At 67.3% G+C, this 14004-nt stretch carries 16 protein-coding genes; 5 read left to right on the top strand and 11 right to left on the bottom strand.

Annotation, left to right across the window (positions count from 1 at the left end; genetic code table 11):
* Nucleotides 1–4 precede the first annotated feature (4 nt).
* Nucleotides 5–835, top strand: coding sequence for an NADPH-dependent 7-cyano-7-deazaguanine reductase QueF (queF, locus tag H0X95_RS11340; protein ID WP_006497390.1), 831 nt, complete (start codon nt 5–7; stop codon nt 833–835).
* A 66-nt stretch (nt 836–901) separates the two neighbouring features.
* Here queF and H0X95_RS11335 read toward each other — a convergent pair whose 3' ends face one another.
* The 5 genes from H0X95_RS11335 to H0X95_RS11315 form a co-directional block, all read right to left on the bottom strand.
* Nucleotides 902–1255 (bottom strand): DUF1493 family protein, encoded by a 354-nt coding sequence (locus H0X95_RS11335; RefSeq protein ID WP_043888285.1) that lies wholly within the window; start codon nt 1253–1255, stop codon nt 902–904.
* The gene (locus tag H0X95_RS11330; protein ID WP_059720725.1) at nt 1255–1689 is read right to left on the bottom strand and encodes an STM2901 family protein; all 435 of its coding nucleotides are present in this window, start codon (nt 1687–1689) and stop codon (nt 1255–1257) included. Before H0X95_RS11330 ends, H0X95_RS11335 begins: the two co-directional genes overlap by 1 nt.
* Before the next feature lie 252 nt (nt 1690–1941).
* On the bottom strand, nt 1942–2328 hold the full coding sequence (locus H0X95_RS11325; protein ID WP_006497391.1) for a RidA family protein: 387 nt from the start codon (nt 2326–2328) through the stop codon (nt 1942–1944).
* Nucleotides 2329–2406: 78 nt separating this feature from the next.
* Entirely contained in the window at nt 2407–3888 is a 1482-nt protein-coding gene (locus tag H0X95_RS11320) for an N-acyl-D-amino-acid deacylase family protein (RefSeq protein WP_034201376.1), read from the bottom strand.
* A 2-nt stretch (nt 3889–3890) separates the two neighbouring features.
* Nucleotides 3891–4829, bottom strand: a complete 939-nt coding sequence (locus H0X95_RS11315) for a MurR/RpiR family transcriptional regulator (RefSeq protein ID WP_006487897.1) — start codon at nt 4827–4829, stop codon at nt 3891–3893.
* A gap of 119 nt (nt 4830–4948) precedes the next feature.
* On the opposite strand from H0X95_RS11315, the gene H0X95_RS11310 reads away from it, so the two are divergent.
* Nucleotides 4949–6229 carry an amino acid deaminase gene (locus H0X95_RS11310; RefSeq protein WP_020979402.1) on the top strand — a complete coding sequence of 427 codons (1281 nt, stop codon included), beginning with the start codon at nt 4949–4951 and terminating at the stop codon, nt 6227–6229.
* Between the two features lie 157 nt (nt 6230–6386).
* Entirely contained in the window at nt 6387–6968 is a 582-nt protein-coding gene (locus H0X95_RS11305) for a DJ-1/PfpI family protein (RefSeq protein ID WP_006487930.1), read from the top strand.
* 67 nt (nt 6969–7035) lie between these two features.
* Here H0X95_RS11305 and H0X95_RS11300 read toward each other — a convergent pair whose 3' ends face one another.
* Together H0X95_RS11300 and H0X95_RS11295 are read right to left on the bottom strand one after the other, a co-directional pair.
* Nucleotides 7036–7482: a MarR family winged helix-turn-helix transcriptional regulator gene (locus H0X95_RS11300; protein WP_006487928.1), complete on the bottom strand. Its 447-nt coding sequence runs from the start codon at nt 7480–7482 to the stop codon at nt 7036–7038.
* Nucleotides 7483–7540: 58 nt separating this feature from the next.
* On the bottom strand, nt 7541–9136 hold the full coding sequence (locus tag H0X95_RS11295; protein ID WP_006497393.1) for an MDR family MFS transporter: 1596 nt from the start codon (nt 9134–9136) through the stop codon (nt 7541–7543).
* A 106-nt stretch (nt 9137–9242) separates the two neighbouring features.
* On the opposite strand from H0X95_RS11295, the gene H0X95_RS11290 reads away from it, so the two are divergent.
* The gene (locus H0X95_RS11290; protein WP_006497394.1) at nt 9243–10085 is read left to right on the top strand and encodes an EcsC family protein; all 843 of its coding nucleotides are present in this window, start codon (nt 9243–9245) and stop codon (nt 10083–10085) included.
* Here H0X95_RS11290 and H0X95_RS11285 read toward each other — a convergent pair.
* The 3 genes from H0X95_RS11285 to H0X95_RS35945 all read right to left on the bottom strand — a co-directional run bounded on the left by H0X95_RS11285 (nt 10055) and on the right by H0X95_RS35945 (nt 11955).
* Nucleotides 10055–11017, bottom strand: coding sequence for an alpha/beta hydrolase (locus H0X95_RS11285; RefSeq protein WP_006497395.1), 963 nt, complete (start codon nt 11015–11017; stop codon nt 10055–10057). The genes H0X95_RS11290 and H0X95_RS11285 overlap by 31 nt on opposite strands.
* A gap of 89 nt (nt 11018–11106) precedes the next feature.
* Nucleotides 11107–11541, bottom strand: a complete 435-nt coding sequence (locus tag H0X95_RS11280) for a CHRD domain-containing protein (RefSeq protein WP_006487921.1) — start codon at nt 11539–11541, stop codon at nt 11107–11109.
* A gap of 198 nt (nt 11542–11739) precedes the next feature.
* Nucleotides 11740–11955, bottom strand: coding sequence for a hypothetical protein (locus H0X95_RS35945; RefSeq protein WP_226245082.1), 216 nt, complete (start codon nt 11953–11955; stop codon nt 11740–11742).
* A gap of 75 nt (nt 11956–12030) precedes the next feature.
* Here H0X95_RS35945 and H0X95_RS11270 point away from each other — a divergent pair, with 75 nt between their 5' ends.
* The gene (locus H0X95_RS11270; protein ID WP_012492412.1) at nt 12031–13032 is read left to right on the top strand and encodes a hypothetical protein; all 1002 of its coding nucleotides are present in this window, start codon (nt 12031–12033) and stop codon (nt 13030–13032) included.
* A gap of 30 nt (nt 13033–13062) precedes the next feature.
* Here the strand turns inward: H0X95_RS11270 and H0X95_RS11265 are convergent, their stop codons facing one another.
* Nucleotides 13063–13836 (bottom strand): class II aldolase/adducin family protein, encoded by a 774-nt coding sequence (locus H0X95_RS11265; protein WP_006497398.1) that lies wholly within the window; start codon nt 13834–13836, stop codon nt 13063–13065.
* Nucleotides 13837–14004 lie beyond the last annotated feature (168 nt).

The following is a 14004-nucleotide window of genomic DNA, read 5'->3' as shown; positions in this document are numbered from 1 at the left end:
TGCAATGAATCCCGAACAATCCCCGCTCGGCAAGGCCACCGTCTACGCGGCGCAGTACGATGCGTCGCTGCTGTTCCCGATCCCGCGCGCCGGCGCGCGCGAGCAGCTCGGCATCACGTCGGCGCTGCCGTTCTTCGGCACCGACATCTGGAACGCGTACGAACTGTCGTGGCTCAACGCGCGCGGCAAGCCGCAGGTCGCGATCGCGACGTTCTACGTGCCGGCCGAATCGCCGAACATCGTCGAATCGAAGTCGTTCAAGCTGTATCTCGGCTCGTTCGCACAGTCGAAGTTCGACTCGGTCGACGCGGTGCGCGACGTGCTGAAGCGCGACGTGTCGGCCGCGTGCGGCGCGAGCGTGTCGGTCCAGCTGGTGTCGGCGCACGATTTCCGCAAGCTGGAGATGGACGAGCTCGACGGGCTGTCGCTCGACCGGCTCGACCTCGACGCCGACGTGTACGAACCCGATCCGTCGCTACTGTCGGCGGCCGACGGCGAGGACGAAGCACCGGTCGAGGAGACGCTCGTGTCCGACCTGCTGCGCTCGAACTGCCCGGTCACGGGCCAGCCCGACTGGGGCAGCGTGCAGATCCACTATGTCGGGCCGCAGATCGACCACGCGGGGCTGCTGCGCTACATCATCTCGTTCCGCAATCACACGGGCTTTCACGAGCAGTGCGTCGAGCGGATCTTCCTCGACATCATGCACGCGTGCAAACCGGTGAAGCTCGCGGTGTACGCGCGCTATACGCGCCGCGGCGGGCTCGACATCAACCCGTTCCGCACCAACTACAACCAGCCGATGCCGGACAACGCGCGGACGGCGCGGCAGTAAATGAAGCGATGCTGGCGGGCATGTTGAAGCCCGCCAGTAGATCGATGCGCACCGTGGTGCAATCTTTCACGGCAGCGCGGCTAATAGCGCGGCGTCCCATTTCCCTTCTACGGCGGCACGATGCAACATCCCGAGCGTAATCGGTTCACGCTTGAGATCATGTGGCTTCCGAAGCACCCATCGCCGGAATAACGAATAGAGCAACCCTTCGCCTTCCATCAGAAAATATCTGTGGAAATCGAAATCACCCGTGTCGACGGCAAACCGTTCGAAAAAATGCCCGATGAAATCGTTGGCTTCGTCGCCGGTTTGACCCAGGTCTTCCCAGAGCCGAGTGTCAGCGGCGAGCGGCTTCGATGGACCGAGCCCTACCTCCGACCTGACAAACGCCTCGATTTTGTCCCAACTCACGTTTTCCATCAGAACACTCTATCCTCGCGTTTGACCAGGCTGTTGTACCTGGAGACCGTGCCGTGAACGATCGCGAACACGTCACGCGCAAGCAGCGCCCAACCCACGCCAGGAACGGCACGTCCGACGAACACGCTGAGCTTCCGGGTCAGGATAATCCGGAACGACTTGATACTCTGCAGCGTCACGGTGGGTAAAACATTCCTGTTCAACTGGTAGCGGAAAATCGATCGCGCCATCACAGATGCGACGGACGTTCCTTTCGTCGCGCCACCGAATTTCTGCCGTGTCGGCAAAATGGGCCAGCCCGCCAGAATCAGGATCACGGCTTCGACATCGTCGATCCCGACCCGTGCGCACGTCTCCTCTACGGCAACGAAAAAGAAAAGCTCGGCGGGCGTGAGATCCGAATGAACGCCGTAGCGGTATGTATGGCTCGTCATAGTGCGACTTCACGAAATCGTTGTTCGGGAAGAAGACCATACCCAGCAATCCACTTAATCTGCTCGTTCGAATTTCACGATGCCCGTCGCGAATTACGCGCCAATCACTTCCACCGCCCGCCAGACGTACGTATCGTGTCGCGCTCTCGTCGACACGATCTCATTCGAAGTGTAAAAATCGAGTGCCAACGCAACGAGGCCGGCGCACACCACTACGCCGGCCTCGTCACACAACAAATCGCCCTCGCCGCGTTACTTCGCCGGCGCCTTGTAAGCGATGCAATCGACCTCGACCTTGCAGTCGATGACCATGCTCGACTGCACGCACGCGCGCGCCGGCGGGTTCTCGCCGAAGTACGAAATGAACACCTTGTTGAACGACGCGAAATCGCGTGCGTCGTCGAGCCATACGCCGCAGCGCACGACGTGCTCGAGGCCGTAGCCGGCTTCCTTCAGGATCGCGATCACGTTCTCGATCGCCTGCTTCGACTGCGTGACGATCCCGCCTTCGACGACCTCGCCGTTCACCATCGGCGTCTGGCCCGACACGTACAGCCAGCCGTCGGCCTCGACCGCCCGTGCAAACGGCATCACCTGGCCGCCGGTGCCCTTCGCTTCGCCTACGCCATATCGCTTCATCGTTTCACTCCTCACATTTCGGTTACGGATGCACGCGCCGGCTGCTGCGGCGCGCACGGAAGATCGGAATGCGTGCGTTCAGAACGCCGCATCGGCACTGGCCGGCACGCGCTCGCCGCGCGCGACGAAACCGCCGGCGCGCTCGCCGGTCGGTTGGCCGTTTTCATAGGTCAGCACGCCGTTCACCCACACGGCGTCGATCCCGTGCGCGGGCTGCTGCGGCTTCTCGAACGTCGCGGCGTCGATCACGCTCGCCGGATCGAACAGCACCAGGTCCGCGTGATAGCCGACATGCACCTCGCCGCGCTTCGGGATGCCATAGCGACGCGCGGACAGCGACGTCATCTTGCGGATCGCCTCCTCGAGCGGCAGCAGGTTGGTGTCGCGCACGTAATGGCCGAGCACGCGCGGAAACGCGCCCCACAACCGCGGATGCGGCAGCGGATCGTTCGGCAGGCCGTCCGAGCCGACCATCGTCGCCGGATGCGACAGGATCCGGCGCACGTCGTCCTCGGACATGTTGTGGTACACGGCGCCGGCCGGACGGATGCGCTGCGCGGCTTCCTGCTCGGTCACGCCCCAGTCGGCCGCGATCGCCTTCAGCAGCTTGCCCGCGACTTCCGGGTGCGGCTCCGACCACGTGATCGTGATGTCGATGTCGCCCGTCACCTGCTTCAGGTCGAGCGTCGACGAACTGCGGCTGTACGGATAGCAGTCGCAGCCGACCGGCTGGTAGCGGCGCGCGCCTTCGAGCGACGCGAGCACCTCGGTGCTGCGCCCCCAGTTCGACGGGCCCGCGCATTTCAGGTGCGAGATCACGACCGGCACCTGCGCGTGACGGCCGACGCGATAGGCTTCGTCCATCGCGTCGAGGATCGCGTCGAACTCGGTGCGCATGTGCGTCGTGTACAGCGCACCGGAGCGGGCGAGCGGCTCGGCGAGCGCCATCACTTCCTCGGTCGGCGCCGCGAACGCGGAACCGTACGCGAGACCCGACGACAGGCCGAGCGCGCCGTTCGCGAGCGCCTCCTCGAGCTGCGCGCGCATGCCGGCGATCTCGCCGTCGGTCGCCGCGCGGTCGAGGCGGTCCATCTGGTTGTTGCGCAGCGCCGTGTGGCCGACGAGCGCCGCGACGTTCACGGCCGGGCGCGCGTCGTTCACGGCCGCGACGTAAGCGGCGAAGGTCGGGTACTGGAACGCGCCGCGCTCGCCGAGCAGGTTCATCGGGTCGGGCGGGTCGCCCGCGAGCGTCACTGGCGATGCGCTGATCCCGCAGTTGCCGACGATCACGGTCGTCACGCCCTGCGAGATCTTCGGGATCATCTCCGGCGCACGGATCACGTGCGTGTCGTCGTGGGTATGCACGTCGACGAAACCCGGCGCGAGCGCCCGGCCGTTCGCGTCGACGACGTGCTCCGCGAGCCAGTTCGACAGGTTGCCGATCGCCGCGATCAGGCCGTTGCGGATCGCGACGTCGCGCGTGACGGGCGGCGCGCCGGTGCCGTCGTACAGTTGCGCGCCGACGATCAGCGTATCGGCCGCTTCGGGATGCGAATGCATGGTCAGTCTCCTACCGGTTGACGGTCGCCGCCGCCGCGGTGCGCGTCAAGCGCGTGTTTGATGCGGCGCAGCGATTCCCGGCCCGCATCGCCGAGCCGCAATGCGACGCCGGTGACGAGCACGTCGATCGCCATCATCATCGCGTAGCGCGAGGTCGACGGCTTGTAAATGAAATCGGTTTCGAACGCGACGACCGGGATCAGGTGGTCGGCGAGCTTCGCGAGCGGCGACGCCGGCGCGGTGATCGCGATCAGCTTCGCGCCGTAGCGCTTCGCGAGCCGGCAGCTCTCGAGCAGCTCGGGCACGCGCCCGCTCACCGACAACGCGACGACGACGGTGTCGCCCGACAGCGTCGCGGCCACCATCCGCTGCAGCAGGCTGTCCTGGTAGCTCGCGACCGGCCGGCCGAAGCGCACGAGCCGGAAGCGCAGCTCGTCGGCGAGCGCGGTCGAGCCGCCGCCCTGCCCGTACACGTACGTCATCTTCGCGCCGGCGAGCAGGTCGGCCGCCGCGTCGAACGACGTGTTGCGCAACAGCTGGTGATTGTGGGCGAGCGCCACGCGGATCTCGTCGTAGACCATCGACGCGGGACTCGCGTCGTCGGCCGGCGTGTCGTCGGACGGCACCAGGAAGCGCTGGCCGACGGCCGCCGCCTGCGCGACGAGCACCTTCAGTTCGCGCACGTCGCGACAGCCGACGGCCTTCGCGAAACGCGTGACCGTCGCGACGCTGACCTCCGCGTCGCGCGCGAGCGCCCCGATGCTCGCATGCGCGGCGCGGGCCAGATCGGCGAGGATGAACGCGGCGACCTTGCGCTCGGCCTCGCGCAACTCGGGCGCGCATTCGGCGATCCGCGCGACGATGTCGAGGACCGGCGGAGCGGCCTGAGCCGGATAGGGCTCGGCGGCTGGCGGAGCGGACGGGGAAGCGGGCGTATTCATCTGCGGAAAAGGGTGCGAGGCCGGATGTTATTAAATAACATCACCGCGCCGATGCTACTTTCTGTACCATCTGCATGTCAACTTCAGTGCAATGCCTAGTGATGATGGAGCGGGATGACATGAAAGTTACAAACTATCAGGAAGCGACGATCGATCCGTTCGGCAAGGGCCTGGGCAATCTGCCGAGCGCGAGCGTGCCGCTCGGCGACGCGGGCCGGCTCGAATGGAACCTGCTCGCGGAAGACGTCAGCCTGCCGGCCGCCGTGCTTTACGAGGATCGCGTCGAGCACAACCTGAACTGGATGCAGGCGTTCGTGCAGAAATACGGCGTCAAGTTCGCGCCGCACGGCAAGACGACGATGGCGCCGCAACTGTTCCGCCGCCAGCTCGACGCCGGCGCGTGGGGCATCACGCTCGCGACCGCGCACCAGACGCAGGCCGCGTATCACGGCGGCGTGCGGCGCGTGCTGCTCGCGAACCAGCTGGTCGGCCGCCAGAACATGACGATCATCGCGGGGCTGCTGTCCGATCCCGATTTCGAGTTCTTCTGTCTCGTCGATTCCGCGGAGAGCGTCGACCAGCTCGGCCGCTTCTTCGGCGCCGCGCAGAAGTCGCTGAACGTGCTGATCGAGCTCGGCGTGCCGGGCGGCCGCGCGGGCGTGCGCGATGCCGCGCAGCGCGAGGCCGTGCTGGCCGCGATCGCGCGCTATCCGGACACGCTGAAGCTGGCCGGCATCGAGCTCTATGAAGGCGTGCTGAAAGAGGAAGGCGAGATCCGCGCGTTCCTGCAGCAGGCGGTCGCGCTCACGCGCGAGCTGGCCGAAGCCGGCCGCTTCGCGCGCACGCCGGCGATCCTGTCCGGCGCCGGTTCGGCGTGGTACGACGTGGTCGCGGAAGAATTCCGGAAGGCGTCCGACGCGGGCTTCGCGGAAGTCGTGCTGCGTCCGGGCTGCTACCTGACGCACGACGTCGGCATCTACAAGAAGGCGCAGAGTGACGTGTTCGCGCGCAACCCGATCGCCCGCTCGATGGGCGAAGGGCTGCTGCCGGCGCTGCAGCTGTGGGCATACGTGCAGTCGGTGCCGGAGCCCGATCGCGCGATCGTCGCGCTCGGCAAGCGCGACGCGGCGTTCGACGCGGGCCTGCCCGAGCCGGCGCGCCACTTCCGCCCGGGCCGCGACAGCGCGCCGCGCGACGTCGCCGCCACCGAAGGCTGGGCCGTCACCGGGATGATGGACCAGCACGCGTACCTGCAGATTCCGCCGGGCGCGGACGTGAAGGTCGGCGACATGGTCGCGTTCGACATCTCGCACCCGTGCCTGACGTTCGACAAGTGGCGCCAGGTGCTCGTGCTCGATCCGCAATTCCGCGTGACGGAAGTCGTCGAAACGTTCTTCTGACGCACGTCGCGCGCGGCGCCGCCCTGCCGCTCGCGCGCGGCGGCCGTCACGCGCGCTTCAATCTGCCGGAGTACACTGCGCTTTCGTCCTCAGGGCCCGTCGCCGCCGTCATGCACGGCGCGACCGGGCCTTCAACGCTGCTTCACTGGAGAAAGCCATGGCCGCGAAGAAGATCCTGTTCCTGACCGGCGATTTCGCCGAAGACTACGAAACGATGGTGCCGTTCCAGGCGCTGCAGGCCGTCGGCCACCACGTCGATGCAGTCTGCCCGGGCAAGCGTGCGGGCGACAAGATCAAGACCGCGATCCACGATTTCGAAGGCGACCAGACCTACACCGAGAAGCCCGGCCACCAGTTCACGTTGAATGCGGCATTCGACGACGTCGATGCGGCGCGCTACGACGCGCTCGCGATCGCGGGCGGCCGTGCGCCCGAATACCTGCGACTCGATCCGAAGGTGATCTCGCTCGTGCGCGAGTTCGCTGAGGCCGGCAAGCCGATCGCGGCGATCTGCCACGCGGCGCAACTGCTCGCGGCCGCCGACGTGATCCGCGGCAAGCGCATTTCGGCCTACCCGGCCTGCGCGCCGGAAGTGAAGCTCGCGGGCGGCGAATACGCGGACATCCCGGTCGACGCGGCCGTGACCGACGCACCGTTCGTCACCGCGCCCGCGTGGCCTGCGCATCCGGCCTGGCTCGCGCAGTTCCTCGCGTTGCTCGGCACGCGCATCGAGCTGTAAACCGTCACCTGATCAGAATGAAATGAAGCGGCGGCCGGCGGCGCTCAAGTACCGCCGGCCCCGCGCATCAACGCGCGACCGGCGTCGACCCGACGTCCGCGATCCGCGATTCCAGCATCGCGAGCGCACCCGACAGCGCATTCAGCACATCGTCCGGCAACTGCGCCATCGTCTGGTCGAGAAACGCCTTGCGGCGCGGCAGGCACGCGTCGAACGCCGCGCGGCCGGCTTCCGTCAGCGTGACGTTGGTCACGCGGTTGTCCCGTGCGTCCGATTCGCGCTCGATCCAGCCGAGCGCGTCGAGCGACTTCAACTGGCGCGTGAGCGCGCCCGGATCGATGCGCAGCACTTCGACGAGCTTCTTCTGCGACGCATGCCCGTCCATCGTGTGCAGCGCGACCATGATGCGCCAGCGCGGCATCGGCTGCCCGACGTGCGCTTCGAACGCGGTCATGAAGGCGCGATACGTGCGTCCGAATTGCTGCAAGATCGCGACGCGGTCCTGTTCTTCCATGCGCTGATTTCGTTCCGGTGAATCGTTGAGTCGTCGAATCGCTCGATCGCCTGACCGGTCAGTCGGCCGCGACGTGCGGTTCGATCTTGCGCCGCAGCGCGATCGGCGGCACGCGACGGCACTGCCACACCGACACCACGGCGACGACGGCCGCCATCGCGACCCCCAGGTGAATCGCGCCGACCAGCGATTCGCGGGCCGCTTCCAGCAGCAGCGCGCCATTATGCCCGGCACGCGTCAACTCCGCGACGAGACCGCCCTGCGCCGCGCGATCGATCAGGATCTGCGGATCGGCGAGCCGCGCGTGCCACTGCATCGCGTGGTCGGCCGACAGCGCGTTGCGTACACCGCTCGAATACATCTGGTTGACGAGCGTGCCCGTCAGCGCGGTGCCCAGCATCCCGCCGACCATCCGCAGCGACTGCAAGAGCGCCGTCGCGATGCCGAGATGCTCGCGGCCGGCCGTCTGCTGCGCGAACACGGTGAGGTTCGGCAACACGAAACCGAGCCCGATGCCGCCTGCGACCATCAGCGCCATCAGCATCCAGGCCGGCGTCGTGTGGGTCGCCACGACGATGCCCGCGCACGCGACGGCGAACAGCACGAAGCCGACGTGCAGCATTGCGTTCGGGTTGCGGATGCGCGTGACGACGCGGCCGTTCATGATGCTGCCGATCGTGATGAACACGACGAGCGGCGTGATCACGAGCCCGGCCTCCTTCGGCGACATCCCGAAGCCGCCCTGGAACAGCAGCGGCGCGTAGAACAGCAGCGAGAACATCGAGAAACCGGCGAGGATCGCGAGCACGAACAGCGCCGACAGCGCACGGTTGCCGAACATGTCGAACGGCAAAATCGGTTGCGCGCAGCGTTTCTCCCAGTGCCACAGGCCGACGCCCGCCGCGACCGAGACGACGAGCAGCAGCGACGCCCAGCTCATGACGCCGTACTTCGGCAGCCATTCGACGAACAGTTGCAGCGCACCGAGCGACAGCGCGATCAAGAGCGCGCCCGGCCAGTCGAGCCGCATCTTGCGATCGTGTTCGACGTGGCGCAGGTGCGGCAGGTAGCGCCACACGAAAATCAGCGACAGGATGCCGATCGGCAGGTTGACGTAGAACACCGAGCGCCAGCCGAACGACTGGGTCAGGAACCCGCCGAGCGACGGGCCGACCGCGTTCGCGATGCCGAACGCGGAACTCATCAGCACCTGCCAGCGCAGCCGCACGACGGAATCGGGGAACAGATCGGGAATGCACGCGAACGCGGTGCCGACCAGCATCCCGCCGCCGATTCCCTGCAGTCCGCGCGCGAGCACGAGGGTCAGCATGTCGTTGGCCATCCCGCACAGCACCGACGCGCCGGTGAACACGACGATCGACGCGATCACGAACGGCTTGCGGCCGTAATAGTCGCCGAGCCGGCCGAAGATCGGCACCGTGATCACGGAACTGAGCAGGTACGAGGTCGCGACCCACGCGTACAGGTCGAAGCCGCGGAGTTCGGCGACGATGGTCGGCAGCGCCGTGCCGACGACCGTCTGGTCCAGCGCGACCAGCATGGTGACGAACGAGATCCCGATCATCGCCAGCAGCGACTCGCGGAACGGCAGGACTTGCCCGCTCGAATGGTGGGCGGCGGTGTGAACGGCCATTTTTTGTCGATGCAACTTTTGCCGAGTCAAAGAATCTCAAAATTCTAGCATGCCGGAGTAATCTAGGCTGGCGATGGTTCAGGGCCCGCTCAGGCCAAGGAGAAAGATGGAACCGATTTCAATCACCCCCGCGACGGCGCTGTCGCCGGAGGATCGGGACGCGCTGCGGCGCGCGAAACAGGTGCTGGAAAGCCCGTCGCTGACGATGAAGCTGACGGGCGTGCTCGGCGCGCCGGTCGAGAAGATGATCGCGCGGCTGCCGGACTTCGCGACCGGCAAGATCAACGACGCGACGCAGCTCGCGCTGCGCAAGTGCCTGAACATCGCGCTGCGCACGCTCGGCAAGCCGCAGGCGCCGGACGCGGAGCCCGAGAAACCCAGCAACCTGCTGCACAAGCTCGCGGTCGCGACGACCGGCGCGGCGGGCGGCGCGTTCGGTTTCCTCGCGCTGCCGGTCGAGCTGCCGGTGACGACCACGCTGATCTTCCGCTCGGTGTGCGACATCGCGCGCAGCGAGGGTGAGGACCTGACGTCGGTCGATACGCAGTTGCAGTGCCTGGCCGTGCTCGGCATGGGCGGCAACCCGGACAAGCAGGAGGAAGACGCCGATCTCGGCTATTTCGTGCTGCGCGGCGCGCTCGCGCAGGCGATCTCGAAGGCGTCGTCGGACATCACGGCGAAAGGCATCGCCGCGCACAGCTCGGCGGCCGTGTTCAAGCTCGTGCAGACGGTGGCCTCGCGCTTCTCGGTGCAGGTGACCGAACAGATGGCCGCGAAGTCGATCCCGGCGATCGGCGCCGTGCTCGGCGCGACCGTCAACACGCTGTTCATCGACCACTTCCAGCAGATGGCGCACGGCCACTTCACCGTGCGCCGGCTCGAACGCAAGTACGGCTCGGTGGCCGTCAAGGCCGCCTATCAGGCGATCGACGCCTCGCCCACGCGCTGAACCGCGCGCTCGACCGCGACGCGGCGCAGGAACGCGGCCGCGCGGTCGAGCGCGTCGCGCGCTTCCGGCACCATCGGTGCGTACAGCTGCCACACGTGCGGCATGTCGGGCCACACCTCGATTTCGACCTGAACGCCGGCCGCCTTTGCCTTCTCGGCGACGCGGCGTGAATCGTCGAGCAGCACCTCGGTGCTGCCGGCCTGGATGTACAGCGGCGGCAGGCCCGTGAAGTCCGCGTAGAGCGGCGATGCGTACGGATTCGTCGCGGGCTCGTCGCCGAGATACAGCTTCGCCGCCTTCGGCAGCGCCGCGGCCGCGAACATCGGATCGACGCCGTCGTTGCTGCGCATCGTGCCGCCGGTGCCGGCCAGGTCGGTCCACGGCGAGAACAGGATCGCGCCGGCCGGCAGCGGCTCGCCGCGATCACGCAACGCGACGAGCGTCGCGAGCGCGAGGCCGCCGCCCGCCGAATCGCCGCCGAGCACGATCGACTCGGGCGGCGTGCCGAGCGCCAGCAGTTGCCGATAGGCGGCGAGCGCATCGTCGAGCGCGGCGGGGAAACGGTTTTCGGGCGCGAGCCGGTAGTCGAGCGAGAACGAACGGACGCCCGCGCGCTTCGTCAGGCCGAACACCAGCGGTCGGTGGGTCTTCGTCGAACAGAAGTAGTAACCGCCGCCGTGGAAATACAGCAGCGTGCGGCCGGGCCCGCGGCCCGCGCCCGTGTCGGTGCGCTCGAGCCATTCGCCGCGCAGCGGCGCGTCCCCGGCGCCATAGCACTGCCGCAGCCGGTAGCCCGACGGCGGGCGGCGCGGCACGAACATCCGCAGGTCGGTGAAGCGCCGGGCGCGCGCGGGGTCGAGCACCTCGCGCATGGTTTCCGGACGAAACTGCCAGCGCAGCAGCCAGCAGGCGAACTTGCTTTGCCAACTCATCGGACGCACTCCGTCATCGCAGTGTGACGATGGTACGTGCGAACGCTCCCGCGTCGCTCGACAGGTGCCTCTATATCAAACGCCGGCGCTCAGTTCGCCGGCATCACCTGGCCGCGGATCTCGCCGGACGGGTGTTCCTTCGTATGAATGTTGAAGTACCACTTGCCGCCCATCAGGTCGGTGACCTGCGCGTCGGTGAGCGCCTTCGAACCCTTGATCGGGCTCGCCAGCTCGTCCTTCGGAATCGGCACCTGCACGCCGGCGTTCTGGCCGACCGGCGCGGGCCCGTGGAAATGCGCGGCCGTGGCCGGCCCCGTGAGGTGTTCGTAAGTGACCGTCCACTGCAGCATGTGGGTGGCCGTGTCGTAGGTGGCGGCGACGGCGCCCGAGCCCTTGGTCGCCGTCGGCGGCACTTCGCTCGACGGCTGCAGGCTGGCGGACAGGCGCACCGTTTCGGCAGCGGCGCTGCCGGCCGCCAGCACGCCCGCGCATAACGCGACCTGGAGCAAACGCAGCTTGAGCATGGATTCTCCTTGTACGACGTGGTACGCCGCCCGGGCGGCGGCGTCACTCGTGATGGTAGTCGATCGGCGCCCGGTCCGGCAGCCTGCCGAAACCTGGAAGAGACCTTTGCAGCACGGCCCCTGAATCCGTGCACGGGCTTTCGCTACACTTCGTTTCACAGTTGCTTGTTTCCTTCGTCCGAAGGAGTCTGCGAGTATTCACGCGGCCACCCCGGCCGCGTTTTTTTTGCGTGTCTCGAACGGCAAGCGGAATGCCGCGCGCGAACGCCGCGCTTTGGCCCTGCTCATCATCAAGCAGGACGAATCATGCTTCGTCGCGCACACGTCGCGATCGAAACGCGTGTCGACCAGTACCGCAACCCGCATGTTGTCCCGATGTGCGTAATACGTTATTGCGCGCAGCCGGGTCGACACGTGTTTTCGTGCGCAGGACAATGACCGCGTGTTGTCGTGACTGGAAAGAAGTGAACCGTGCCGGCCCGTCTCCCGATGCCCTGCCCGACCCGCCCCGCCCGTGTCCGCCCGCTGGTGGCCGGTCTCTGCTCCGTCGCCGCGCTCTACGGCGCGCCCGCCGACGCACAGGAATTCGCGCTGTTCACCGGCCCGCTGTGGGGTGGCGGCCAACGCACGTATTCCTGGGCGTTCGATTACCAGGAAGGCTTGAGCCCGCATACCGCGCTCGGCTTCACGTGGTACAACGAAGGGCACATTCCGAATCATCACCGCGACGGCCAGGCAGTGCAGTTCTGGGGCCGCGTGCCGCTCGCGAACCGCCGCCTGGTGCTGTCGGCCGGCGCGGGCCCGTATCGCTACTTCGACACGGTGCCGGCCGCCGAAGGCCGCGGCTACTCGAATACGCATGGCTGGGGCGTGCTGATGAGCGTGCGCGCCGCGTACTACACGTCGCACCGCTGGATCGCGCAGCTTCAGGTCAACCGCGCGCAGGTGTTCGGCGGGCCCGACACGACGTCGGTGATGTTCGGCGTCGGCTATCAGCTCGATGCGCCCGACACGCCGGGCCCGCGCGACACCGCGTTGCCGCGCACGCGCAAGGTCACGCACAACGAAGTCACGGCGATGCTCGGCGAGACGATTCTGAACAGCCGCTCGTCGCCGTCGACGCTCGGCGGCAGCATCGAATACCGGCGCGGCCTCACGCGTTCGCTCGACTGGACCGCGACGTGGATGTACGAAGGCGCGAAGCAGTCGGTTCGCCGCAACGGGATCGCGTCCGAGCTGTGGCTCACGCGCGCGTTCCTGAACGACAAGGTCACGCTGTCGGCCGGCGCCGGCGCGTATTTCACCGTCAACCAGCGCAACCGCGAAGGCCAGCCGGGCCCGGGTGACGGCCGGTTCTCCGGCATCGTGTCGATCTCGGCCAGTTACCGGATCTCCGACCGCTGGCTCACGCGCGTCACCTGGAACCGCGTGGTCACGCGCTACGACCGCGACACCGACGTGATCCAGGCCGGCGTCGGCTACCGGTTCTAGCCCGGCGCCCTCACCGGGCTACCGCCCGCGTCACGCGCGGTAGCCCGGATCGATCCGGTCGACGATACGCTGCAGCGCGTCGAACGCGTCCTGTCCCGCGCCATGCTTCGGATCGAAATTCAGCGAATCGCGCACGCACCCTTCGAGCACCGGCGGCGCGATCGGCAATGCGTCGCCGATCGCATGCGTCGCGACCTGCACCTCGCATGCGCGGTTGAGCAGCCACATCAGCGAAAACGTCTGCGCGAGCGTCGCACCGATCGTCACCGGTCCGTGGTTGCGCAACAGCAGCACGGGCCGCCCGCCCGCACTCTCGACGATGCGCCGGCCTTCCTCGAGATGCACGGTGATGCCTTCGAAGTCGTGATACGCGATCTTCCCGTACAGCTGCGCCGAATAGAAATTCGAGAACGACAGCCCGTCGCGCGAACAGCACACGGCCATCGTCGGCGTCGTGTGCACGTGCATCACGCAGTGCGCATCGGGCAGCGCTGCATGGATCGCGCTGTGGAACGTGAAGCCGGCCGGATTGATCGGCCAGTCGGAGTGACCGATCACGTTGCCGTCGATGTCGATCTTCACGAGATTCGACGCGCATACCTCGCGGTAATGGAGCCCGAACGGGTTGATCAGGAAATGACCGTCCTCGCCGGGCACGCGCAACGAGATGTGGTTGTAGATCAGCTCGGTCCAGCCCAGATGATCGAAGATGCGGTAGGCGGCCGCGAGCTGCACCCGCGCCTGCCATTCGGCTTCGGAGAAGCGCGCGGGACGCGTGAACGGCTGGTTCGGTACACGTTGCATGAGGAACTCCGGTTGCGGGGCGCGCGGCCCCGGGGCGAATGGCGGCGCGCATCGTCCATCGTGTGCCGGCGCCGCGCGCGGTGCGTACACGCCCGTGCGGCGGCACGCCGTTCGGCGCGTTCCGGCCCGCATGGTGCGAGCGGACCGGCGGCGCCCTCACGATTCACA

It is taken from the genome of Burkholderia sp. 9779_493, from assembly GCF_015712215.1.
Lineage (GTDB): Bacteria > Pseudomonadota > Gammaproteobacteria > Burkholderiales > Burkholderiaceae > Burkholderia > Burkholderia cenocepacia.
The sequence above is the reverse complement of the archived record's forward strand: the minus strand, read 5'-3'. Positions and strand labels throughout refer to the sequence as shown.

Excerpts from the sequence above, each read along its gene's own strand:
- H0X95_RS11335 (WP_043888285.1), bottom strand. The coding sequence starts at position 1,255 with ATGGAAAACGTGAGTTGGGACAAAATCGAGGCGTTTGTCAGGTCGGAG.
- H0X95_RS11265 (WP_006497398.1), bottom strand. The coding sequence starts at position 13,836 with ATGCAACGTGTACCGAACCAGCCGTTCACGCGTCCCGCGCGCTTCTCC.
- H0X95_RS11310 (WP_020979402.1), top strand. The coding sequence starts at position 4,949 with ATGAAAGTTACAAACTATCAGGAAGCGACGATCGATCCGTTCGGCAAG.
- H0X95_RS11305 (WP_006487930.1), top strand. The coding sequence starts at position 6,387 with ATGGCCGCGAAGAAGATCCTGTTCCTGACCGGCGATTTCGCCGAAGAC.
- H0X95_RS11285 (WP_006497395.1), bottom strand. The coding sequence starts at position 11,017 with ATGAGTTGGCAAAGCAAGTTCGCCTGCTGGCTGCTGCGCTGGCAGTTT.
- H0X95_RS11280 (WP_006487921.1), bottom strand. The coding sequence starts at position 11,541 with ATGCTCAAGCTGCGTTTGCTCCAGGTCGCGTTATGCGCGGGCGTGCTG.
- H0X95_RS11330 (WP_059720725.1), bottom strand. The coding sequence starts at position 1,689 with ATGACGAGCCATACATACCGCTACGGCGTTCATTCGGATCTCACGCCC.
- H0X95_RS11270 (WP_012492412.1), top strand. The coding sequence starts at position 12,031 with ATGCCCTGCCCGACCCGCCCCGCCCGTGTCCGCCCGCTGGTGGCCGGT.
- H0X95_RS11325 (WP_006497391.1), bottom strand. The coding sequence starts at position 2,328 with ATGAAGCGATATGGCGTAGGCGAAGCGAAGGGCACCGGCGGCCAGGTG.
- H0X95_RS11295 (WP_006497393.1), bottom strand. The coding sequence starts at position 9,136 with ATGGCCGTTCACACCGCCGCCCACCATTCGAGCGGGCAAGTCCTGCCG.
- H0X95_RS11315 (WP_006487897.1), bottom strand. The coding sequence starts at position 4,829 with ATGAATACGCCCGCTTCCCCGTCCGCTCCGCCAGCCGCCGAGCCCTAT.
- queF (WP_006497390.1), top strand. The coding sequence starts at position 5 with ATGAATCCCGAACAATCCCCGCTCGGCAAGGCCACCGTCTACGCGGCG.
- H0X95_RS11320 (WP_034201376.1), bottom strand. The coding sequence starts at position 3,888 with ATGCATTCGCATCCCGAAGCGGCCGATACGCTGATCGTCGGCGCGCAA.
- H0X95_RS11300 (WP_006487928.1), bottom strand. The coding sequence starts at position 7,482 with ATGGAAGAACAGGACCGCGTCGCGATCTTGCAGCAATTCGGACGCACG.
- H0X95_RS11290 (WP_006497394.1), top strand. The coding sequence starts at position 9,243 with ATGGAACCGATTTCAATCACCCCCGCGACGGCGCTGTCGCCGGAGGAT.